We start from the raw sequence: 22,140 nt of genomic DNA, 5'->3' as shown, positions 1-22,140 counted from the left end.
CGCCGCGCGCCCGGTCACCGCGCCGCCTCCCGCCCCGGCGCGGCGGCCTTCGCGGCCCCGGCGCCCGGCACCGCGTCCGGCAAGGTCCCGGCGCCCTCGACGATCGCCCGGAGCGCCGCCACATGGCCCTCGAAGGCGGTCCTGCCGCGGCCCGTCAGCCGCACCCGCGTCCGGCGCTTCCTCCCTCCGCCCTCCTTGAGGATCTCCAGATACCCGGCCTCTCCCAGGGTGTGCAGCTGCTTGGAGAGCGCCGAGTCGCTGAGCGAGAGGCTGTCGCGGACGAAGGCGAAGTCGGCCCACTCCGTGGTGGCCAGCAGGGCGACCACGGAGAGCCGGGTGGAGGGATGGATCAGCTCGTCGAAGCCGGCCGGGGTGCTCATGAGCGGACCCCCTCGCGCTCCACACGCTGACCGTGGCCGCGCAGCGAACCCGTGGACCAGCGGCTCGCCGGGCCGATGAAGAGCAGGAAGACGGCGGCCGTCACCGTGGCCTGCGTCAGGCCGGCCCACGCCGGCTCCAGCGGCGCGGCCAACCGGCCGGTGAGCAGGACGGTCCCCCCGGTGACCAGCGCGCCGGCGACCAGGGTGGCCAACGCCCGCCAGTTGTACCGGGTGTGATGCAGCCGCACCCGGCTGCCCCGGTGCGCGTGTCTGGCCAGCGCGGCCAGCAGCGCGACATACACGGTGCCGGCCAGCAGCACGCCCCACAGGGGCGGATCCAGGCCCATCCCCGCGAGGAAGAGCCACAGCAGCGCGGCGGTGCCCCAGGTGGACGGATCGGCGCCGCCGGAGACCGAGCGCTCCACCTCGTCGTACACCCGCTCCTGCGGAACCCTCACTCGCTGTAGGTCCCGCCACGCCTGCTCGGCGTCGATCGTCGCGCTCATGGCCGTCGCCCTCCCCTTCCGGGCCCCGGAGTTGGCTCTCCGTGACCCAGCTTGACTTTCCTGCCAGGAAAGCTAACACTTACTTTCCAGGTAGGCAAGTCGACGGGGGCCCCGGTCCGCCTCCGCGGTCGGAGGGGGTGATGGGTTAGGGTTATCTCGACATCGAGATACCTGGCGTCGAGCTCGACGCCGAAGGAACACGAGGACCGTCTGGCGGCGCGCCTTTCCGAGGGGCCTACTTAGGGTTCCCTTAGCGAGTGGTGGCCCGGCGCGCACGGCAGGATTGCGGTAGATCGTGCGAATCATGTGGTGAAGGAGACAGTCGTGTCGGCGAACAGCTTTGACGCTCGCAGCACCCTGCGGGTGGGCGACGAGTCCTACGAGATCTTCCGGCTGGACAAGGTGGCGGGCTCGGACCGACTGCCCTACAGCCTGAAGGTGCTCCTGGAGAACCTGCTCCGGACCGAGGACGGGGCGAACATCACCGCCGATCACATCAGGGCCCTGGCCGGCTGGGACGCCGCCGCGCAGCCCAGCCAGGAGATCCAGTTCACCCCGGCCCGTGTGATCATGCAGGACTTCACCGGCGTGCCCTGCGTGGTGGACCTGGCCACCATGCGGGAGGCGGTGCGTGAGCTGGGCGGCGACCCGGCGCGGATCAACCCGCTGGCGCCGGCCGAGTTGGTCATCGACCACTCCGTCATCGCCGACAAGTTCGGCACCGCCAACGCCTTCCAGCAGAACGTCGAGCTGGAGTACGGCCGCAACCGCGAGCGCTACCAGTTCCTGCGCTGGGGCCAGACCGCGTTCGACGAGTTCAAGGTGGTCCCGCCGGGCACCGGCATCGTCCACCAGGTGAACATCGAGCACCTGGCCCGCACCGTCATGGTGCGCGGCGGTCAGGCCTACCCGGACACCCTGGTCGGCACCGACTCGCACACCACGATGGTCAACGGCCTCGGCGTGCTCGGCTGGGGCGTCGGCGGCATCGAGGCCGAGGCCGCGATGCTGGGCCAGCCGGTCTCCATGCTGATCCCGCGCGTGGTCGGCTTCAAGCTCACCGGCCAGCTGCCCACCGGCACCACCGCGACCGACCTGGTGCTCACCATCACCGAGATGCTGCGCAGGCACGGAGTGGTGGGCAAGTTCGTGGAGTTCTACGGCGAGGGTGTCGGCGCCATCCCGCTGGCCAACCGCGCCACCATCGGCAACATGTCGCCCGAGTTCGGCTCGACGGCCGCCATGTTCCCGATCGACGCCGAGACGATCAACTACCTGCGCCTGACCGGCAGGGACGCCCAGCAGCTCGCGCTGGTCGAGTCCTACGCCAAGGAGCAGGGGCTGTGGCTGGACCCGGCCAGCGAGCCGGAGTTCAGCGAGTACCTGGAGCTGGACCTGTCCACCGTGGTGCCCTCCATCGCGGGCCCCAAGCGTCCCCAGGACCGGATCGCCCTCTCCGAGGCCAAGGCCAAGTTCGGCGACGACGTGCGTGTCTACGTCCCGCACGCGGACGCCGACGAGGCGGGCAAGGAGTCCTTCCCCGCCTCCGACGCCCCCGCCGTCAGCAACGGCACGCCCAGCGACCCGGTCACGGTGACCCTGGCGGACGGCAGCTCGTTCCAGCTGGACCACGGCGCGGTCACCGTGGCGGCCATCACCTCCTGCACCAACACCTCCAACCCCTCGGTGATGGTCGGTGCCGCCCTGCTGGCGAAGAAGGCCGTGGAGCGCGGGCTGACCCGCAAGCCCTGGGTGAAGACCACCCTGGCGCCCGGCTCCAAGGTCGTCATGGACTACTACGACCGCGCCGGTCTGACGCCCTACCTGGACAAGCTCGGCTTCAACCTGGTCGGCTACGGCTGCACCACCTGCATCGGCAACTCGGGCCCGCTGCCCGAGGAGATCTCGCAGGCGGTCAACGAGCACGACCTGGCCGTGGTCTCGGTCCTCTCCGGCAACCGGAACTTCGAGGGCCGGATCAACCCGGACGTCAAGATGAACTACCTGGCCTCGCCGCCGCTGGTCGTCGCCTACGCGCTCGCCGGCTCGATGAAGGTCGACATCACCAGCGAGCCGCTGGGCGCCGACACCGAGGGCCGCCCGGTCTACCTGCGGGACATCTGGCCCACCGAGCAGGAGATCGAGGACGTCGTGGCCTCGGCCATCGGCCAGGAGATGTTCGGCCAGAGCTACGCCGACGTCTTCGCCGGCGACGCCCAGTGGAACGCGCTGTCCATCCCGACCGGTTCGACCTTCGAGTGGGACGCCGAGTCCACCTACGTCCGCAAGCCCCCGTACTTCGAGGGCATGACGAGGGACCCGGAGCCGGTCTCGGACATCGCCGGCGCGCGGGTGCTGGCCAAGCTGGGGGACTCGGTCACCACCGACCACATCTCCCCGGCCGGCGCCATCAAGGCGGACACCCCCGCCGGGCGCTATCTGACCGAGCACGGCGTCGAGCGCAGGGACTTCAACTCCTACGGTTCCCGCCGGGGCAACCACGAGGTGATGATCCGGGGCACCTTCGCCAACATCCGGCTGCGCAACCAGATCGCCCCCGACACCGAGGGCGGCTACACCAGGGACTTCACCCAGGACGGCGCGCCGGTGTCGTTCATCTACGACGCGTCGAGCAACTACCAGGCGGCCGGCGTGCCCCTGGTCGTGCTGGCCGGCAAGGAGTACGGCTCGGGCTCGTCCCGCGACTGGGCGGCCAAGGGCACCGCGCTCCTCGGTGTGCGCGCCGTCATCGCCGAGTCCTACGAGCGCATCCACCGCTCCAACCTGATCGGCATGGGCGTGCTCCCGCTCCAGTTCCCGGCCGGGCAGACCGCCGCCACCCTGGGCCTCACCGGCGAGGAGACCTTCTCCTTCACCGGCGTGACCGCGCTCAACGACGGCACCACGCCCGAGACCGTCAAGGTCACCACGGACAGCGGGGTCGAGTTCGACGCCGTCGTCCGGATCGACACCCCCGGCGAGGCGGACTACTACCGCAACGGCGGGATCATGCAGTACGTGCTGCGTTCCCTGCTGCGCAAGTAGGGGGCGCGGGCGGGCGGTTCGCGCTCTCGTCCGGGTCACCGCCGGGTCATCGCGACCCGGCGTTCCCGGGCGGCGGCGCGGCCCGCGCCGCCCTCGGCACAACGAAGGAAGTCGCAGCTCAGCCCAAGGGCCGGCCGGTCGTTCGAGGTTCACTCGGACGTGGCCGGTCCTTCGCGTGTGTCAGGGAGATCTCAACTCGGAAAAGCCTCCGGGCGATCTTGGCTCCCGATCTTCCGTGCACGCGCCAAGTGGACTATACCTGTCGGGCACCGGCGGCCATCCCGTTCGGCTCCCAGAGGAAGACGAGGCTGCATATGACGTCCCCACTCAACCGCCGTTCCCTGCTGACCCGTTCCGCCGCGGCCGGCCTGCTGTCGGTGCCGGCGGTGAGCGCCCTCTCCGGCTGCGCCAGCGGCGGTGGTGACGACAACACCGTCGAGCGCGGCGAGACCTCGGAGGGCAACCCGCTGGGCGTCGATCCGGACGCCGAGTTGGAGGTCGTCATCTTCGACGGCGGCTTCGGCGACCAGTACGCGCTGGACGCCGAGGCGATATACCAGGAGAGCTACGGCCAGGTCGCGCACGTCAAGACGACCGAGATCCAGACCAGGCTCCAGTCCCGGTTCAACCAGGGCGACCCGCCGGACGTCGTCAACAACAGCGGCGCCGACGCCATGGACATCGCGGCGCTGACCCGCAACGACCAGATCTACGACCTGAACGAGCTGCTGGACGCCCCCTCGCTGGACGACCCCAACGTCACCGTGCGCGACACCCTGATGCCGAGCACGGTCGAGATGGGGCAGTTCGGCTCGCAGGAGGTCTGGCGGCTCAACTACGCATTCACCGTCTACGGCCAGTGGTACTCGCGCACCGCCCTGGAGCGCCTGGAGGTCGAGTACCCGCGCACCTGGGACGAGATGATCGCCGTCTGCGAGGCCGCCAAGCGGCAGGGAATGGCCGGCTGGACCTACGCGGGCGTCTATCCGTACTACTTCAACTTCACGCTCTACCCGTTCATCGGGAAGATCGGCGGCCCCGACGTCCTCAAGGCGATCGACAACCTGGAGCCGAACGCCTGGCGCCACGACGCGGTGAAGGCCGCCTTCGAGGCGTACCACGAGCTGGCCGCGCGCGGCTATGTCCTGCGGGGCAGCCCGGGCATGACGCACGAGGAGTCCCAGGACGAGTGGAACGGCTACCAGGCCCTCTTCATCCCCAACGGCTCCTGGGTGGAGAACGAGTCGCGGCGGAACACCCCCGAGGACTTCGACATGGCCGTGGGCCCGCCCACCAGCCTTGACTCCTCGGACGCCATGCCGTTCGAGACGCTCTGGGCCTCGGCGAGCGAGCCGTTCTTCGTGCCGGCCGACGCCAAGAACCCGATCGGCGGCCTGGAGTTCCTGCGGGTGATGCTCGGCCAGCAGTCGGCGCGCAACTTCACCGAGCTGGTCTCCTCGCTCACCTGTGTGCGCGGGGCGGCCGACGACCTGGAGCTGCCGCCCGGCCTGGCCAGCGCCAAGCAGGTCTTCGAGGCGGCGGGTGAGAACCTGCTCGTGCCCCGACTGCCCGACTGGTACAAGCAGTTGAACGACGAGGAGGTCGGCGGTGCCGTCGCCGCCATGATGGCCGGCGACATCGACGCCGACGAGGCCATCAACCGTTGCCAGCGCGCCGCCGACGCGACCGCGAGCGACGACTCCGTCCAGAAGTTCCAGCACGTCTGAGCGCGAAGGGGGCGGCATGGAAGACACAACGCAGCGGGCCGGCAAGGACGTCACCGGGAGCGGTGGGCGCGGGAGCGAGGACCGCCTGACCCCGGGGATGAGACTCCGACTGGCCGTGGCGTTCGTGCTGCCGCCCCGCTTCACGCCGGACAGCGTCCGCTACGACCGGCGTTACCGCAAACTCGACCAGTACCGTTTTATCGTCTGGTTTCTCGCCGCACCCCTTCTGGTGTACGGCATATTCGTGATATCGCCTTTCGTGCAGGCGTTCTTCTACTCGATGACGGACTGGACCGGATACAGCTCCAGTTACAACTTCACCGGGTTCGAGAACTACGAGAGGATGTGGAACGACGACAAGTTCTGGGACGCCACCAAGAACAGCCTGCTGCTGCTGGTGATCGCCCCCGTCGTGACGCTGGCGCTGGGGCTCTTCTTCTCGTACATGCTCACCGCCGGCGGTCGGCGCCGGAGCGAGGCGGTGGCGGGGGTCACCGGCTCCGGGCTCTACAAGATCGTCTACTTCTTCCCGCAGGTGCTCTCGCTGGCGATCATCGCCGTGATCTGGGCGCGGATCTACAGCCCGCGCAGCGGCGCGCTCAACGCCGGGCTGGACGCCGTCGGCCTCGGCTCCTGGCAGCGCGAGGACTGGCTGGGCAGCTCCTGGGCGATCTGGTGCGTGCTGATCGTGCTGTGCTGGTCGTTCGTCGGCTTCTACGTGGTGCTGTTCTCGGCGGCGATGAGTTCCATCCCGAACGAGATCTACGAGGCGGCCCGACTGGACGGCGCGGGACGGTCGTTGACGTTCTTCCGGATCACCTTCCCGCTCACCTGGGAGACCGTCCGCACCGGGTGGGTCTACATGGGCATCCAGGCGCTGGACGCCTTCGCGCTGGTGAACGTGATGGTGCCCGAGCACGGCATGGACGTGCTGCCCAGCTATCTGTTCTCGAAGGCGTTCAGGGACGGTCAGGCCGGCTACGCGATCACCATCGGGGTGGCGCTCTTCCTGATCACGCTGGTGTTCGCCACGGTCATGATGCGGATCGGCCGCCGGGACCGGATCGAGATGTAGGCGGGTGCCCGGGGCGCCGCCCGACGCCCCGGGGCCTCGTATCCACCACGCCAACCGCCTTTGGGAGCACCGCAGATGAGCGTCACCGAAACCACGGAGGAGCGGCCGGTCGAGGAGCCGGAGCGGTCGCCCGAGCAGCACGGCCGGAGCGTCACCGGCACCACGTTGAACGTCTTCTCGCACACCTTCCTCGTCGTCTGGCTCTTTATGGCGGCGGCGCCGCTGGTGCTGGTCGTCCTCAACAGCTTCCGCCCGCACGGCGACATCGTCTCGGAGCCCTTCGGGCTGCCGACCAGCCTGGAGTGGGAGAACTTCACCAACGCCTGGACCTCGGCCAACATCGGCCGCTACGCCCTCAACTCGTTGATCATCCTGGCGGGTTCCCTCACCGGCACGATGCTGCTGGGGGCGATGGCCGCCTATGTGCTGGCCCGCTTCGACTTCCCCGGCAACAGGCTGCTGCACCTGCTGTTCGTCGGCGGGATGATGTTCCCGATCTTCCTCGCGCTGGTGCCCCTGTTCTTCGTGTTGAACAACATGGGCCTGCTCAACACGCGCCAGGGCCTGATCCTCGTCTACATCGCCTACTCGCTGCCGTTCACGATCTTCTTCCTGGTCTCCTTCTTCCGCACCCTGCCCGGCGGGGTGCAGGAGGCGGCGATGCTGGACGGCGCCTCGCACAGCAGGACGTTCTTCCAGATCATGCTGCCGATGGCCAAGCCGGGCCTGATCAGCATCGGGATCTTCAACTTCCTCGGCCAGTGGAACCAGTTCGTGCTGCCCCGGGTGCTCAACGTCGGCGACCCGGACGACGCGGTGCTGCCGCAGGGCCTGGCCGCGCTGATGGTGCAGCAGGGGTACGAGGGGGACTGGGGCGCGCTCTACGCGGGCGTCTCGCTGGCGATGCTGCCGGTGCTGACGGTGTACGTGGCGTTCCAGAGGCAGGTGCAGAACGGCCTGACGGCGGGCGCGGTGCGATGACGACCGCGGTTCCGGACTTCGGTCGATTCCCGCACGCGACCACCACGAAAGGCGCCGACTTCCTATAGTGGGCCCGGCGTCGCCCTCCGTCGCAGGTGGGACGGCCGTTGGGAGGCGAGCCGCCGGCCCGTTTGGGGCGGCGGGACGCTCGGTATGTGGGAAGTGGAGTGAGCCGTGAAGACTCCGGGATCGCAGTCCTCGCTGCACCGGGCCAATCTGGAACGGGTGATCAGGGCGGTCCGGGCCGCCGGTTCGCTCACCCAGGCCGACATCGCCAGGACCACGGGTCTCTCGGCGGCCACCGTCTCGAACATCGTTCGGGAGTTGAAGGAGCTGGGCACGGTCGAGGTGCGCTCCACCTCGGCGGGTGGCCGGCGGGCCCGCAGCGTCTCGCTCTCCAGTGACGCGGGGATCGTGGTGGGCGTGGACTTCGGCCACTCCCACCTGCGGGTGGCCGTGGGGAACCTGGCGCACCAGGTACTCGCGGAGGAGGCCGAGCCGCTGGACGTGGACGCCTCGGCCGACCAGGGCTTCGACCGGGCCGAGAAGCTGGTCGACCGGCTGCTGGCGGTGGCGGGGATGGACCGTTCCAAGATCATCGGTATCGGTCTCGGCGTGCCGGGGCCGATCGACATGACCAGCGGCGCCATCGGCTCCACCGCGATACTGCCGGGCTGGCGCGGCACCAACCCGCGTGAGGAGCTGAGGGCCAGGACCGGCGTCCCCGTGCACGTGGACAACGACGCGAACCTGGGCGCGCTGGGCGAGTCGGTGTGGGGGAGCGGGCGCGGCGCGGGCGACCTGGCGTACATCAAGGTGGCCAGCGGGGTCGGCGCCGGTCTGGTGATCAACGGGCGTCTGTACCGGGGTTCTGGCGGCACGGCGGGGGAGATAGGTCACATCACCCTCGACGAGTCGGGCACGGTCTGCCGCTGCGGCAACCGGGGCTGTCTGGAGACCTACACCGCGGCGCGTCACGTGCTGCCGCTGCTGGCGCCCGTGCACGGCACCGAGCTGACCATGCGGCGCGTGGTCCAGCTGGCCCGCGACGGCGACCCCGGCTGCCAGCGGGTGATCGCCGACGTCGGCCGCCATGTGGGCACGGCGGTGGCGCAGTTGTGCAACGTGCTCAACCTCAACCGCGTGGTGCTCGGCGGGGACGTCGCCGAGGCCGGCGAGATCGTGCTCGGCCCCATCAGGGACTCCGTCGGCCGCTACGCCATCCCCAGCGCGGCCCGCCAGCTCACCGTGGCCGCCGGCGCGCTGGGCGGCCGGGCCGAGGTGCTGGGGGCGCTGGCCCTGGTGCTGCGGGAGATGGGCGACGGGATGCTGCTCGGCTCGGGTCGGGGCGGCTGAACGCGCGCGGCTGAGCGTCGGACCCTGCTCGTTGAACCTTCAAGAGGTAAAGCGAGGGAAGAACGGGTGAAGCTCCCGCGACGCCTCGCGGCGCGGGCCGTCAAATTCCCGTCGAAACCTCGCCGTAAACCTTCTCTTCCGGCCCGAGGGAAGATCTCGATTTGGTTGAAGCTGGATTTATGTATTGACGGCAACAAGTCGTCGGAGTTAGCTCTCAACCGACCGATATGGCCGTCAACTCGCGGCCCGAGCGGGAGGCTTGAGGAACGATGCGTCAACACAAGCGACTTGCCGGCTTCGGCGTCGCGTCCCTGTCCCTTGCCCTGGCGCTGACCGCCTGCGGGGAAGCCGGCGGGGGCGACGACGACGACAACGAGGGCGGCGGCGGGGACGGTGGTGGCACCATCGGCCTTCTGCTCCCCGAGGACCGCACCACCCGGTACGAGTCCTTCGACCGCCCCTTCATCGAGGGCAAGATCGGCGAGCTGTGCCCGGACTGCACGGTCCAGTACAACAACGCCAGCGAGGACGCCAACCTCCAGAAGCAGCAGTTCGACGCGATGCTCACCGACGGCGTCGACGTGATCATCCTGGACGCGGTGGACGCCTCGACGACCTCCACCTGGGTCGAGGAGGCCGACGCCGAGGGCGTGCCCGTCGTCGCCTACGACCGGCTGGCCGAGGGCCCGATCGACGCCTATGTCTCCTACGACAACGAGCGGGTCGGCGAACTCCAGGGCCAGGCCCTGCTCGACGCCCTGGGCGACGAGGCCGAGGGCTCCCGCGTCGTGATGATCAACGGCTCGCCCACCGACCCCAACGCCGCGCAGTTCAAGTCCGGCGCCGAGTCCGTCCTTGAGGGCACCGCCGAGATCGTCTTCTCCCAGGACATCGACGGCTGGGACGCCGCCCTGGCCAACGAGGAGATGAACGCCGCCATCGACTCGCTCGGCGCCGACGGCTTCGACGCGGTCTACGTCGCCAACGACGGCATGGGCGCCGGCGTGATCAACGCCCTGGAGGCCGCCGGCATCTCCGACGTCCCCGTGGGCGGCCAGGACGCCGAACTCGCGGGCCTCCAGCGGATCGTCACCGGCGCGCAGACGTTCTCGATCTACAAGGCGCTCCAGCCCGAGGCCGAGATCACCGCCGAGGTCGCCGTCCGCCTGCTGCGCGGCGAGGACTTCGCCGAGCTCACGCCCGACAGCGCCGACAGCGCGACCGACGAGGGTATCCCGTCCACCCTGCTGGAGCCCGTCCCGGTGACCCTGGACACCATCGAGGACACCGTGATCGCGGACGAGTTCTACGCCCCCGCCGACATCTGCACCGCCGAGTTCGCCGACGCCTGCCAGGAAGTCGGCCTCGGCTGACCGTCGCACCGTCCGGACCCCGCCCCGCCCCACCACCGTCGGGGGCGGGGCCGGCCGACGCAGCGCAAGGAGCTGACCCCACGCATGACCGCCGCACCCGTTCTGGCGTTGCACGGCGTCTCCAAGCGGTTCGGTGCCGTGCAGGCACTGACCGACGTCGACCTGGAGATCCGTCCCGGCCGCGTGACCGCCCTCGTGGGCGACAACGGCGCCGGAAAATCCACCCTCATCAAGACCATCGCCGGGGTCCACCCGATCGACGCCGGCAGCATCTCCTGGAAGGGGCGGGAGGTCCGGATCTCCAAGCCCCACGACGCCCAGGAACTGGGCATCGCCACCGTGTACCAGGACCTCGCCCTGTGCGACAACCTCGACGTGGTCGCCAACCTCTTCCTCGGTCGCGAGCTGCGCACCGCGCACATCCTCGACCAGGTCGCGATGGAGCGCGAGGCCCGCGAACTGCTGGAGACCCTCTCCATCCGCATCCCCAGCGTGCGCATCCCCGTCGCGTCGCTCTCCGGCGGGCAGCGGCAGGTCGTCGCCATCGCCCGCGCGCTGGTCGGCTCGCCCGAGGTGGTCATCCTCGACGAGCCGACGGCCGCGCTCGGTGTCGAGCAGACCGCCCAGGTGCTCGACCTCGTGGAGCGGCTGCGTGACCGTGGCCTCGGCGTCGTCCTCATCAGCCACAACGTGGCCGACGTCCGCGCCGTCGCCGACGACGTGGCGGTGCTGCGGCTGGGCCGCAACAACGGCGTCTTCCCGGCCGCCGAGACCAGCGGCGAGGAGATCATCGCCGCCATCACCGGGGCCACGGACAACGCGGTCACCCGACGAAGCCTCCGCAGGGACCACCAGGGTTCCGAGGCCGAGCCCGAGCCCGAGCCCGAGCAGAACACCGACGCCGAGGGCGCGGGGGAGGAAGCCTGATGAGCGACAAACTCGCGCCCGACCCCCGCCTGTTGGTGCGGGAACGCGGCCTGGCCGGCTACCTGGAGGACTTCCGGCGCCGGATCACCGGTGGCGAGCTGGGCTCGATCCCGGTGATCATCGGCATGATCATCATCGCCGTGGTCTTCGAGTCCCAGACCGGCACGTTCCTCTCGCCGCGCAACATCAGCAACATCTCCGTCTACATCGCGGGCCCCGGCATCATGGCCGTCGGCATCGTGCTGGTGCTGCTGCTCGGCGAGATCGACCTGTCGGTCGGCTCCATGGCCGGCCTGTCCGCGGCGGTCTGGGCGGTGCTCTCCGTCAGCCACGGGGTCAACGACCTGCTCGCCATCGTCCTGGCCATCCTGGCCGGCGCGGCCGTCGGCACCCTGCACGGCTTCTTCTTCGCCAAGATCGGGGTGCCCGCCTTCGTGGTGACCCTCGCCGGCTTCCTCGGCTGGAGCGGGCTCCAGATCTGGGTGATGGGCGACGAGGGCACCATCAACATCCCCCGCGACAGCCTGGTGCGGGACTTCAACAACTTCTACTTCTCCGACATCTCGGCCGCCTACGGGCTGGCCGCCGTGCTCAGCCTCGGCTACCTGGGGGCGCTGCTCTTCCAGGAGCGCAGGCGCGAGCGGGCGACGCTGCCCACCCGGCCGCTGAGCGAGATCATCCTGCGGGCGGGCCTGGTCGCGGTGGCCGCGTTCGTCACCGCCTACACCCTCAACCAGCACCGCGGCCTGCCGCTGGCGCTGGTGATCTTCCTGGCGATCCTGCTGGCCGCGGACTTCATGATCCGCCGCACCACCTACGGCCGGCAGATCTTCGCCGTCGGCGGCAACGCCGAGGCCGCACGCCGCGCCGGCATCAACGTGGAACGGGTCAGGCTGACCGTCTTCACCCTGGCCAGCGCGCTGGCCGCCCTCGGCGGCCTCTTCTACGCGGCCCAGGCCGGCGGCGCCTCGAAGAGCCTGGGCTCCGGCAACCTGCTGATGAACGTCATCGCCGCGGCCGTCATCGGCGGCACCAGCCTCTTCGGCGGACGCGGCTGGATCTGGTCGGCGCTGCTGGGCACCCTCGTCATCCAGTCCATCACCACGGGCCTGAACCTGATGGGCATGGCCAGCGAGATCCAGTACATGATCACGGGCGCCGTGCTGCTGGTCGCCGTCGTCCTCGACTCGATCTCCCGGCGCACCCAACGCACGGCTGGTCGAACATAGTTCCTGTTCAGGCGAGAGGCAGGTCACCCGGGTCGGCGACGGCCCGGGTGACCCATCCCGCATCCTGAGAACGCCACAACGCGGGTGGCGCACTAGACTCTCCGGGTGATGGGAGTGCCCAGAAACGAGGAGGAACGGTGTCGTTGCTGACCGGTGTCTCGGGACCGCGTGACCTGGACGGGCTGACCCCCGAGGAGCTGGTCGAGCTCGCCGGGGAGATCCGCGCCTTCCTGATCCAGGAGGTCTCCAAGACCGGCGGACACCTCGGCCCCAACCTCGGCGTCGTCGAGCTGACCATCGCGCTCCACCGGGTGTTCGAGTCCCCGGCGGACCGCGTGCTGTGGGACACGGGCCACCAGTCCTACGTGCACAAGCTGCTCACCGGCCGCCAGGACTTCTCCGGGCTGCGCACCAGGGACGGCCTCTCCGGCTACCCCTCGCGCCAGGAGTCCGAGCACGACGTCATCGAGAACAGCCACGCCTCCACCGTCCTCGGCTGGGCCGACGGCCTCGCCAAGGCCAACCAACTGCGCGGCATCGACCGGCACGTCGTCGCCGTCACCGGCGACGGCGCCCTCACCGGCGGCATGGCCTGGGAGGCGCTCAACAACATCGCGGGCGCCAAGGACCGCCCCCTGGTCATCGTCGTCAACGACAACGAGCGCTCCTACGCCCCCACCATCGGCGGCCTCGCCAACCACCTCGCCACCCTGCGCACCACCGACGGCTACGAGCGCTGGCTGGAGCGTGGCCGCCAGGTGCTCAACCGCACCCCCGTGGTCGGCCGGCAGCTCTACGGCACGCTGCACGGCGCCAAGAAGGGGCTGAAGGACGTCATCGCCCCGCAGGGCATGTTCGAGGACCTCGGTATCAAGTACCTGGGCCCCATCGACGGCCACGACATCCAGGCCCTGGAGTCCGCGCTCCAGCGCGCCAAGCGCTTCGGCGGCCCGGTGATCGTGCACTGCCTCACGGAGAAGGGCCGCGGCTACCAGCCGGCCAGGGACGACCAGGCCGACCAGTTCCACGCGGTGGGCGTCATCCACCCGGACACCGGCCTCCCGGTCAGCGCCTCGGGCGCCGACTGGACCTCCGTCTTCGGCGACGAGATCGTGCGGATCGGGCGCGAGCGTCCCGACCTCGTCGCCATCACCGCCGCCATGCTGCGACCGGTCGGGCTCAAGCGCTTCGCCGAGGAGTTCCCCGAGCGGGTCTTCGACGTCGGAATCGCCGAGCAGCACGGCGCGGTCTCCGCCGCGGGGCTCGCCACCGGCGGGCTCCACCCGGTCTTCGCCGTCTACGCCACCTTCCTCAACCGCGCCTTCGACCAGCTGCTGATGGACGTGGCGCTGCACCGCTGCGGCGTGACGTTCGTGCTGGACCGCGCGGGCATCACCGGGCCCGACGGCGCCTCCCACCACGGGATGTGGGACATGTCGATCCTCCAGGTCGTGCCGGGGCTGCGGCTGGCCGCCCCGCGCGACGCCGACCAGCTGCGCGCGCAGCTGCGGGAGGCCGTCGAGGTCAAGGACGCGCCCACGGTGGTCCGTTACTCCCGGGGCAAGGTCGGGACCCCGGTGCCGGCCGTCGGCAGGATCGGCGGGATGGACGTGCTGCGCGAGGCCGGGAGCGACCGGCCCGACGTGCTGCTGGTCTCCGTCGGCGCGCTGGCCCCGGTCTGCCTGGAGGCGGCGGACCTGCTGGACCGGCAGGGGATCAGCGCCACCGTCGTCGACCCCCGCTGGGTCAAGCCGGTCGACCCGGAGCTGCCCGCGCTGGCGGCCGAGCACCGGGTGATCGTCACGGTGGAGGACAACAGCCGCGCCGGCGGCGTCGGTTCGGCCATCGCCCAGGCGCTGCGCGACGCCGACGTGGAGGTGCCGCTGCGGGACTTCGGCATCCCCGAGCGCTTCCTCGACCACGGCAGCAGGAACGAGGTGCTGGCCGAGGTGGGGCTCACGGGGCCGGACATCGCGCGCCAGGTCACCGGTCTCGTCGCCCGGCTGGAGGGCAGGCTCGCCCCCGCCGGCCTCGGCGGCGACAGCGCGCACCACGTCTGACGGCGCACAACGTCTGACGGCGCACCACGTCTGACGGCACCCGACGTCCGACGGCGCCCGACGCCGCCGTACAACGGCGCGGACACCAGAGGAGGGCGGCCCCCACAACAGGCCGCCCTACCAGTTCACTTCACACAGCCACCGCCCGCGCCCCCGGGGACAGACGACGGCCTCACTCAGGTCGTCGGGTCCTCAGACCGTCCGACCCCCGGGCCGTCAGGCCTGCGCGGTCGCCGGGTCGATCCAGGTGACCTCCCAGTGGTGGCCGTCCAGGTCGAAGAAGCTGCGGCCGTACATGCCCTCCAGCTCCACGGCGTCGCCGGCCGCGGTGGCACCGGCGGCCAGGGCGCGGTCGGCCAGCTCGTCGACGGCCTGCCGGCTGTCGGCGCTCAGCCCGATCAACGTCTCCTGGTGGGTGGCGGTGTCCGCGATCTGCTTCTTGGTGAAGGTGCTGAAGTGCTCCTCCGTCAGCAGCATCGCGAAGATGGTGTCGCTGATCACCAGACAGGCGGCGTTGCCGTCCGTGAACTGCGGGTTGAAGGAGTATCCGAGCTTGGTGAAGAAGTCCTTCGACTTGTCGAGATCCTTCACCGGAAGGTTCACGAAAATCATGGTCGCCATAGCGCTCCCTTTTCACTCTGCCACCATCGTTCGCGGTGGCCTCTGGGAGAACATACCGGCCACCCGGTGAAAACTTACAGCCCGTCAGGTGAAACTTCGGCGAGAAGCTGACGCGGCCCCACGACCTCGGCGCCCAGCGCCCGCACCCGGTCCCGCAGCCCCCGGTCCGCCGTGACCACCAGGCATCTCCGCTCCGCCCCCTCGGCCGCCACCAGCTCCACCATCGTGTCGTCCCCGCTGCCCGGCGCGGAGACCACCCGCACCCCCGGCAGCGACTCCACCCCGCGCGCCCTGCCCTCGACGACCAGCACCAGCTCCTCGTCGCCGCCCCGGCGCGACAGCCGGTCCCGCAGCCGTTCGGCGGCACCCCGCCGGTCCCGCCACCAGCCGTCGGGCACCGAGCCCACCACGTTGGCGCCGTCCACCAACAGCAGCGGCGCCCGCCCCGGGTCCACCGGGTCGGGCGCCGCGCGCTTCGTCTCTCCGTCCGTCACTCCACGGACTCTACTGCGGCAGGCTCGCGACCCCCGGCGCCAACAGCCTGCGCCCGAGCACCCGCTCGGAGACCCCGGCCCGGTCCAGATAGGGGGTGATCCCGCCCAGATGGAACGGCCAGCCGGCGCCGGTGATCAGACACAGGTCGATGTCCTGCGCCTCGGCGACCACGCCCTCGTCGAGCATCAGCCCGACCTCCTCGGCGATCGCGTCCAGCGCGCGGGTCCGCACCTGCTCCTCCGACAGCACCCGGTCGCCGACCTCGAAGAGCGCCGCCACCTCAGGATCCAACTCCGGCTTGCCGCCGGAGTGGTCGTAGAGCGTCCGCTTGCCGGCGGCCACCACCCGGCCCAGGTTCTCCGAGACACCGAACCGCTCGGGGAACGCCTCGTGCAGCGTGCCCGCCACATGGTGCGCCACGGCCGGGCCCACCAGTTCGAGCAGCACCATCGGCGACATCGGCAGGCCCAGCGGCGCCAGCGCGTTGTCCGCGACCTCCACGGGAGTGCCCTCGTCGATGGAGGCCAGCACCTCGCCCATGAACCGGGTCAGGATGCGGTTGACGACGAACGCCGGGGCGTCCTTGACCAGCACCGCCGACTTCTTCAGCTCCTTGGCGACGGCGAACGCCGTGGCCAGCGACGCGTCGTCGGTCCGCTCGGCGCGGACGATCTCCAGCAGCGGCAGGACCGCGACCGGGTTGAAGAAGTGGAAGCCCACCACCCGCTCGGGGCGCTTCAGCCGGGAGGCCATCTCCGTGACCGACAGCGAGGAGGTGTTGGTGGCCAGAATGGCGTGCTCGGGGACCACGGCCTCCAGGTCGGCGAAGACCTGCTGCTTGACGCCCATCTCCTCGAAGACGGCCTCGATCACGAAGTCCGCGTCCGCGAAGGCGCTCGCCTTGTCCAGCGAACCCGTGACGTTGGCCTTCAGCCGGTTCGCCTGGTCCTGGTTGAGCCGGCCCTTCAGCAGCAGCATGTCCAGCTGCTCGTGGACCCAGCCGACGCCCTTGTCGACGCGCTCCTGGTCGATGTCGGTGAGCACCACCGGCACCTGGAGCCGTCGCGCGAAGAGCAGCGCCAGCTGCGAGGCCATCAGCCCCGCGCCCACGATCCCGACCTTGGTCACCTTGCGGGCCAGCGACTTGTCCGGAGCGCCCACCGGGCGCTTGGCGCGGCGCTGCACCAGGTTGAACGCGTAGAGCCCGCTGCGCAGCTCGTCGCTCATGATCAGGTCGGCCAGGGCGCGGGCCTCGGCGTCGAAACCGGCCCGCAGGTCCCCGTTGCGCACCTGGGCGATGATGTCCAGCGCCAGATAGGCGGCCGGGGCGGCGCCGTGCACCTTCTCGTCGGCGATCTCCCTGCCCCTGGCGACGGCCTGGTCCCAGGCCTCGCCCCGGTCCGGGTCCTGCCGCTCGACCTCGATCTCGCCGCGCAGCACGGCGGAGGTCCACAGCAGCGACTGCTCCAGGAAGTCCGCCGCCTCGAAGAGGGCGTCGGCGATGCCCAGCTCGTAGACCTGGGGACCGGACAGCATGCGGTTCTGGTTGAGCGCGTTCTCCACGATCACGCGGACCGCGCGCTCCGCGCCGATCAGGTTCGGCAGCAGGGTGCAGCCGCCCCAGCCGGGCAGCAGGCCGAGGAAGACCTCCGGCAGCCCGAACGCGCCCAGCGTCGCGGAGACCGTGCGGTAGTCGCAGTGCAGCCCGACCTCGACGCCGCCGCCGAGGGCGGCGCCGTTGTAGTAGGCGAACGTCGGCACGGCCAGCCCGCCGAGCCGGCGGAAGATCGCGTGGCCGCTGGAGCCGATGGCCAGCGCCTGCTCCCGCTCGGAGATGACCTCGACGCCCTTGAGGTCGGCGCCCACGGCGAAGACGAACGGCTTGCCGGTCAGGCCGACGCCGACGATCTCGCCGGCGTCCGCCTCGGCGGCGACCTGGTCGATCGCCGCGTCCAGGTTCGCCAGCGACCGGGGGCCGAAGGTGGTGGGCTTCTTGTGGTCGAAGCCGTTGTCCAGGGTGATCAGCGCGAACCGGCCCGCGCCGTGCGGCAGTTCCAGATGGCGCACGTGCGCCTGGGTGACCACCTCGTCGGGGAAGCTCTCGGCCGCTCCGCGCAGCTGCTCAGCGGTACTCACTGTGACTCCTTCGCCTTCTCGCTCGACCGGGGTGCCGAAAGCGCGCTCACGCGCCCTCCCAGTGCGGGTTCTCCCAGATGACCGTGCCGCCCATGCCGAAGCCGACGCACATGCTGGTCAGCCCGTAGCGGACGTGCGGCTGGTCCTCGAACTGCCGGGCGAGCTGCGTCATCAGCCGCACCCCGGAGGAGGCCAGCGGATGCCCGAAGGCGATGGCGCCGCCGTACTGGTTGACCCGGGGGTCGTCGTCGGCGATGCCGTAGTGGTCGAGCAGCGCCAGCACCTGGACGGCGAACGCCTCGTTGATCTCGAAGAGGCCGATCTCGTCGATCGACAGGCCGGCCTTGGCCAGCGCCTTCTCGGTGGCGGGGATCGGGCCGAAGCCCATCACCTCGGGCTCGACACCGGCGAAGGCGAAGGAGACCAGCCGCATCTTGACCGGCAGTCCCAGCTCGGTCGCGACGTCCTCGGCGGCCAGCAGCGAGGCGGTGGCGCCGTCGTTGAGACCCGCCGCGTTCCCCGCCGTGACCCGGCCGTGCGGGCGGAAGGGGGTCTTGAGCGTCGCGAGGCCCTCCAGCGTGGTGCCCGGGCGCATCGGCTCGTCCGCCGTGGCCAGGCCCCAGCCCAGCTCGCCCTCGCCCTCGGTGCGACGCACCGAGACCGGCACCAGGTCCGGCTGGACCTTGCCGTCCGCGTACGCCTTCGCCGCCTTCTCCTGGCTGCGCACCGCGTACTCGTCGGCCCGCGCCTTGGACAGGTGCGGGAACCTGTCGTGCAGGTTCTCCGCCGTCATCCCCATGAAGAGGGCGGACTCGTCCACCAGCTTCTCCGAGACGAAGCGCGGGTTGGGGTCCACCGCCTCGCCCATCGGGTGGCGGCCCATGTGCTCCACACCGCCGGCGACGGCGATGTCACTGGCGCCGAACGCGATCGAGCCGGCGCTCGTGGTCACGGCCGTCATCGCGCCCGCGCACATGCGGTCGATGGAGTAGCCGGGCACGGACTGCGGCAGCCCGGCCAACAGCGCGGCCGTGCGGCCGATGGTCAGACCCTGGTCACCGATCTGTGTCGTGGCGGCGATGGCCACGTCGTCGACCCGCTCGGGCGCGAGCTGCGGATTGCGCCGCAGCAGCTCCCGTACGCACTTGACGACCAGGTCGTCGGCGCGGGTCTCGTGGTAGATCCCCTTGGGACCCGCCTTGCCGAACGGGGTACGGACGCCGTCGACGAACACGACGTCCCTAGCGGTACGCGGCACGATGCCCTCTCTCTCCACGCCGAGACATTGCGATCCTGCGCCCATGCTACTAGCGGGTAACCGTCAGGCAAGTGCCGCCCTCCGCACGGGGCGCAGATCACATTCGGTGACGGGCGGAGCCCGGCTCAGGACTCGGAGAGCGCCTTCGCCAGCAGCCCGGCGGTCTGCCCGATCTGCCACTCCCTGGCGCCCAGCGCCCGCAGCGCGGCGCCGACCGCCTCCGGGCCGCCGTCGGCCGGCGGCTCCCAGCAGACCCGGCGCACCAACTCGGGGGTGAGCAGGTTCTCCTGGGGCATCCTCAGCTCCTCGGCGTGCGCCGTGACGGCGGCGCGGGCCGCCGTCAGCCGGGCGGCGGCGACCGGGTCGCGCTCCGCCCAGGCGCGCGGCGGCGGGGGGCCCTGCGGCGGCTGCGCCGTCTGCGGCAGCTCCTCCTCGGGCAGCTCCCTGGCCCGGTCGATCGCCGCCTGCCACTGCTGGAGCTGGCGTCTGTTCGTGCGGTGCCCGAAGCCGGGCAGCGCGGCCAACGTCCTGGTGTCCTTCGGCATGGCCTGCGCGGCGGCGACGATCGCCGCGTCGGCGAGCACCTTGCCGGGGGAGAGGTCCCGGCGACGAGCCGTCTCGTCCCGCGCCTCCCACAGCTCCCGCACCACGCCCAACTGCCGCCGCCTGCGCACCTTGTGCACGCCCGAGGTGCGGCGCCAGGGGTCCTTGCGCGGCGGCGGGGGCGGGGCCGCCGCGATGGCGGCGAACTCCTCCAGCGCCCACTCCAGCTTCCCCTGGTGGCCCAGCTCCTCCTCCAGCGCGTCCCGCAGGTCGACCAGCAGCTCGACGTCGAGCGCCGCGTAGCGCAGCCAGGGGTCGGGCAGCGGGCGGCTGGACCAGTCGACGGCGGAGTGGCCCTTCTCCAGGCTGTAGCCGAGGACGGTCTCCACCATCACGCCGAGGCCGACCCGGGCGAACCCGGCGAGCCGGCCGGCCAGTTCGGTGTCGAAGAGGCGGGTGGGACGCATGCCTATGTCGCGTAGGCAGGGCAGGTCCTGGGTGGCCGCGTGGAGAACCCACTCGGCGTCGGAGACGGCCTCGCCCAGCGCGGAGAGATCGGGGCAGGCGACGGGGTCGATCAGCGAGGTGCCGGCGCCCTCGCGGCGCAACTGCACCAGGTAGGCGCGCTGCCCGTAGCGGTAGCCGGAGGCGCGTTCCGCGTCCACGGCCACCGGGCCGGAGCCCTCGGCCAGGGCGGAGACCACCGCGTCGAGCGCGGCCTCGTCGGCGACCACCGGGGGGACGCCCTCCCGGGGCGTGAGCAGCGGTACCGGCGCGGGGCCGGCGGCCTCCTGGGAGGGCACTTCAGACGTTGACTCGGTGATCTGTTGGGCGTCGCTCACCTGTCAAGGGTAACTGTGCGCTCATGGAGTACAACGTGTCGCCCGCGCCCCCGGCGCACGCCTGGGGGCGCGCGCCGAGAGCGGGGGTCAGTGGATGATGCCGGTGCGCAGGGCGACCGCGACCATGCCGGCGCGGTCCCCGGTGCCCAGCTTGCGGGCGATCCGGGCCAGGTGGCTCTTGACGGTGAGCGCCGAGAGGCCCATCGAGACACCGATGGCCTTGTTCGACTGGCCCTCCGCCACCAGTCGCAGCACCTCGACCTCGCGGCCCGAGAGCTCGCGGAATCCGCCCTGGTGGGCGGGGGCTCCGGGCTGTCGGCGGTGCATCCGGGCGGCGGCGCCGATGTGCGCCGCGCCGTGGCGGGTGGGCGGGCCCAGGTTGTTACGGGTGCCGGTGACCACGTAGCCCTTGACTCCACCGGCGAGTGCGTTGCGCACCGCGCCGATGTCGTCGGCGGCGGAGAGAGCCAGACCGTTGGGCCAGCCGGCGGCCCTGGTCTCGGAGAGGAGGGTAAGGCCCGAACCGTCGGGCAGGTGGACATCGGCGACGCAGATGTCGCGGGGGTTCGCGACTCTGGGACGGGCCTCCGCGATGGACGACGCCTCGATCACGTCCCTGACCCCGAGAGCCCACAGATGGCGGGTCACGGTGGAACGGACGCGGGGGTCGGCCACGACGACCATGGCGGTCGGCTTGTTGGGGCGGTAGGCGACCAGGCTTGCGGGGTGCTCAAGGAGAACAGACACCGGGCCTCCCGGGAAGTGGTGTGGGAAGGAACCCGACCCGTCGTAAGGTGAGGAGTCGGGGCGATCCGGATGGAAGGGTCACAGACCTCTTCGGCACGAAGCTCCGGCGCCTTTAGGGATGATCACGAACCGGTGATTCCGCTTCACCGCCCTGACAGCCGGCGTGTCACCGGGCGCCCCGCGAACGGGTCAGCTCGGCCGCGGTCCGCGCCGGCGGGGCAGCGCCGTCACCGGGGTGCCGCTGGACTCCGGCGGCAGCCCCGCGCACTGCGCCAACAGCCCGCACCAGGCGAGGAGATGACCCGCCGCGTCCCCCGGGCCGGCCGGGGTCCACGAGGCGCGCAGCTCCAGCTCCGCCTTGCCCTCGCGCTCCGCGAGACCGCCGAAGAAGGCGGAGTCCGCCCTGGTCACCGTCCCGCTGGGCAGGTCGAGCGGCAGCGCCCTGGCGGAGAGGGCCTCGGTCAGCCAGGACCAGGCCACCTCCGGCAGCAGCGGGTCGCCCGCCACGTCCGGCTCCAGGTCGGCCCTGGCCAGCGTGACCACACGGAACTCGCCGCCCCAGCTCTCGTCGCCCGCCGGATCGTGCAGGAGGACGAAACGGCCGTCGGCCAGCTCCTCGCCGCCCTCGGTCACCGAGGCGCCCATCGCGTGCGCGTACGGGGCGAGGCGACGGGGCGGGGGCAGCGGGGAGAGCGTGACCTCCGGCCTGGGGCGGACCGCGTCGAGCGCCGCCACCGCCTGTCGGAACGTGGACGGTGCCCCAGCCCCGGGGTCGCTCATCTCCGCCGACTCCTCCGCCGTGTGAGTGCGTGACGCTGCCATGGCCGGTAACCCTAGGC

General features: G+C 71.0%; 18 protein-coding genes. 9 read left to right on the top strand and 9 right to left on the bottom strand.

The genetic code is table 11. The features are described 5' to 3' along the window. Window positions 1-14: 14 nt before the first annotated feature. Complete coding sequence (locus tag FH715_RS09100) at window positions 15-380, bottom strand: transcriptional regulator (protein WP_139642698.1); 366 nt, start codon at window positions 378-380, stop codon at window positions 15-17. Beyond that, window positions 377-886 (bottom strand): hypothetical protein, encoded by a 510-nt coding sequence (locus FH715_RS09095; protein ID WP_139642696.1) that lies wholly within the window; start codon window positions 884-886, stop codon window positions 377-379. Before FH715_RS09095 ends, FH715_RS09100 begins: the two co-directional genes overlap by 4 nt. Before the next feature lie 324 nt (window positions 887-1,210). Between FH715_RS09095 and acnA the strand changes: the two genes are divergently transcribed. From acnA to dxs, 9 genes are all read left to right on the top strand, one after another. After that, window positions 1,211-3,931: an aconitate hydratase AcnA gene (gene acnA, locus FH715_RS09090; protein ID WP_211367501.1), complete on the top strand. Its 2,721-nt coding sequence runs from the start codon at window positions 1,211-1,213 to the stop codon at window positions 3,929-3,931. A 314-nt stretch (window positions 3,932-4,245) separates the two neighbouring features. Next, a complete protein-coding gene (ngcE, locus tag FH715_RS09085; RefSeq protein ID WP_139642690.1) occupies window positions 4,246-5,658 on the top strand; it encodes an N-acetylglucosamine/diacetylchitobiose ABC transporter substrate-binding protein in 1,413 nt (470 codons plus the stop codon). Between the two features lie 16 nt (window positions 5,659-5,674). Further along, the gene (locus tag FH715_RS09080) at window positions 5,675-6,733 is read left to right on the top strand and encodes a carbohydrate ABC transporter permease (protein ID WP_425472693.1); all 1,059 of its coding nucleotides are present in this window, start codon (window positions 5,675-5,677) and stop codon (window positions 6,731-6,733) included. 75 nt (window positions 6,734-6,808) lie between these two features. Next, window positions 6,809-7,714 (top strand): carbohydrate ABC transporter permease, encoded by a 906-nt coding sequence (locus FH715_RS09075; RefSeq protein WP_139642688.1) that lies wholly within the window; start codon window positions 6,809-6,811, stop codon window positions 7,712-7,714. 174 nt (window positions 7,715-7,888) lie between these two features. Beyond that, entirely contained in the window at window positions 7,889-9,070 is a 1,182-nt protein-coding gene (locus FH715_RS09070) for an ROK family transcriptional regulator (protein WP_139642685.1), read from the top strand. A 269-nt stretch (window positions 9,071-9,339) separates the two neighbouring features. Beyond that, window positions 9,340-10,443, top strand: coding sequence for a substrate-binding domain-containing protein (locus FH715_RS09065; RefSeq protein ID WP_139642682.1), 1,104 nt, complete (start codon window positions 9,340-9,342; stop codon window positions 10,441-10,443). An 84-nt stretch (window positions 10,444-10,527) separates the two neighbouring features. Continuing rightward, window positions 10,528-11,370 (top strand): ATP-binding cassette domain-containing protein, encoded by an 843-nt coding sequence (locus FH715_RS09060; protein WP_139642680.1) that lies wholly within the window; start codon window positions 10,528-10,530, stop codon window positions 11,368-11,370. Then, the gene (locus FH715_RS09055) at window positions 11,370-12,599 is read left to right on the top strand and encodes a sugar ABC transporter permease (protein WP_139642678.1); all 1,230 of its coding nucleotides are present in this window, start codon (window positions 11,370-11,372) and stop codon (window positions 12,597-12,599) included. The genes FH715_RS09060 and FH715_RS09055 overlap by 1 nt, the downstream gene beginning before the upstream one ends. Before the next feature lie 137 nt (window positions 12,600-12,736). Then, window positions 12,737-14,659, top strand: a complete 1,923-nt coding sequence (dxs, locus tag FH715_RS09050) for a 1-deoxy-D-xylulose-5-phosphate synthase (protein ID WP_139642675.1) — start codon at window positions 12,737-12,739, stop codon at window positions 14,657-14,659. A gap of 216 nt (window positions 14,660-14,875) precedes the next feature. Here the strand turns inward: dxs and FH715_RS09045 are convergent, their stop codons facing one another. The 7 genes from FH715_RS09045 to FH715_RS09015 all read right to left on the bottom strand — a co-directional run bounded on the left by FH715_RS09045 (window position 14,876) and on the right by FH715_RS09015 (window position 22,123). After that, window positions 14,876-15,280, bottom strand: coding sequence for a VOC family protein (locus tag FH715_RS09045; protein ID WP_139642672.1), 405 nt, complete (start codon window positions 15,278-15,280; stop codon window positions 14,876-14,878). A 74-nt stretch (window positions 15,281-15,354) separates the two neighbouring features. Then, the gene (locus tag FH715_RS09040) at window positions 15,355-15,774 is read right to left on the bottom strand and encodes an NYN domain-containing protein (protein WP_139642670.1); all 420 of its coding nucleotides are present in this window, start codon (window positions 15,772-15,774) and stop codon (window positions 15,355-15,357) included. A gap of 10 nt (window positions 15,775-15,784) precedes the next feature. Further along, a complete protein-coding gene (locus FH715_RS09035) occupies window positions 15,785-17,911 on the bottom strand; it encodes a 3-hydroxyacyl-CoA dehydrogenase NAD-binding domain-containing protein (RefSeq protein WP_139642667.1) in 2,127 nt (708 codons plus the stop codon). 46 nt (window positions 17,912-17,957) lie between these two features. Next, window positions 17,958-19,169 carry a thiolase family protein gene (locus tag FH715_RS09030; RefSeq protein WP_139642663.1) on the bottom strand — a complete coding sequence of 404 codons (1,212 nt, stop codon included), beginning with the start codon at window positions 19,167-19,169 and terminating at the stop codon, window positions 17,958-17,960. 125 nt (window positions 19,170-19,294) lie between these two features. After that, complete coding sequence (locus FH715_RS09025; protein ID WP_139642660.1) at window positions 19,295-20,554, bottom strand: HRDC domain-containing protein; 1,260 nt, start codon at window positions 20,552-20,554, stop codon at window positions 19,295-19,297. Window positions 20,555-20,641: 87 nt separating this feature from the next. Further along, complete coding sequence (locus tag FH715_RS09020) at window positions 20,642-21,301, bottom strand: response regulator transcription factor (protein ID WP_122399705.1); 660 nt, start codon at window positions 21,299-21,301, stop codon at window positions 20,642-20,644. A 189-nt stretch (window positions 21,302-21,490) separates the two neighbouring features. After that, a complete protein-coding gene (locus tag FH715_RS09015; protein WP_170184677.1) occupies window positions 21,491-22,123 on the bottom strand; it encodes a DUF3000 domain-containing protein in 633 nt (210 codons plus the stop codon). Window positions 22,124-22,140 lie beyond the last annotated feature (17 nt).

This window comes from Streptomyces sedi, from assembly GCF_006335015.1.
Lineage (GTDB): Bacteria > Actinomycetota > Actinomycetes > Streptomycetales > Streptomycetaceae > Streptomyces > Streptomyces sedi.
Note: the sequence above shows the minus strand (reverse complement) of the source record. Positions and strands in the feature narration are given on the sequence as shown.

Bases quoted from the DNA above. Each gene is read 5' to 3' on its own strand.
- FH715_RS09100 (WP_139642698.1), bottom strand. From the start codon at position 380: ATGAGCACCCCGGCCGGCTTCGACGAGCTGATCCATCCCTCCACCCGG.
- FH715_RS09095 (WP_139642696.1), bottom strand. From the start codon at position 886: ATGAGCGCGACGATCGACGCCGAGCAGGCGTGGCGGGACCTACAGCGA.
- ngcE (WP_139642690.1), top strand. From the start codon at position 4,246: ATGACGTCCCCACTCAACCGCCGTTCCCTGCTGACCCGTTCCGCCGCG.
- FH715_RS09080 (WP_425472693.1), top strand. From the start codon at position 5,675: ATGGAAGACACAACGCAGCGGGCCGGCAAGGACGTCACCGGGAGCGGT.
- FH715_RS09075 (WP_139642688.1), top strand. From the start codon at position 6,809: ATGAGCGTCACCGAAACCACGGAGGAGCGGCCGGTCGAGGAGCCGGAG.
- FH715_RS09065 (WP_139642682.1), top strand. From the start codon at position 9,340: ATGCGTCAACACAAGCGACTTGCCGGCTTCGGCGTCGCGTCCCTGTCC.
- FH715_RS09060 (WP_139642680.1), top strand. From the start codon at position 10,528: ATGACCGCCGCACCCGTTCTGGCGTTGCACGGCGTCTCCAAGCGGTTC.
- FH715_RS09055 (WP_139642678.1), top strand. From the start codon at position 11,370: ATGAGCGACAAACTCGCGCCCGACCCCCGCCTGTTGGTGCGGGAACGC.
- FH715_RS09045 (WP_139642672.1), bottom strand. From the start codon at position 15,280: ATGGCGACCATGATTTTCGTGAACCTTCCGGTGAAGGATCTCGACAAG.
- FH715_RS09015 (WP_170184677.1), bottom strand. From the start codon at position 22,123: ATGGCAGCGTCACGCACTCACACGGCGGAGGAGTCGGCGGAGATGAGC.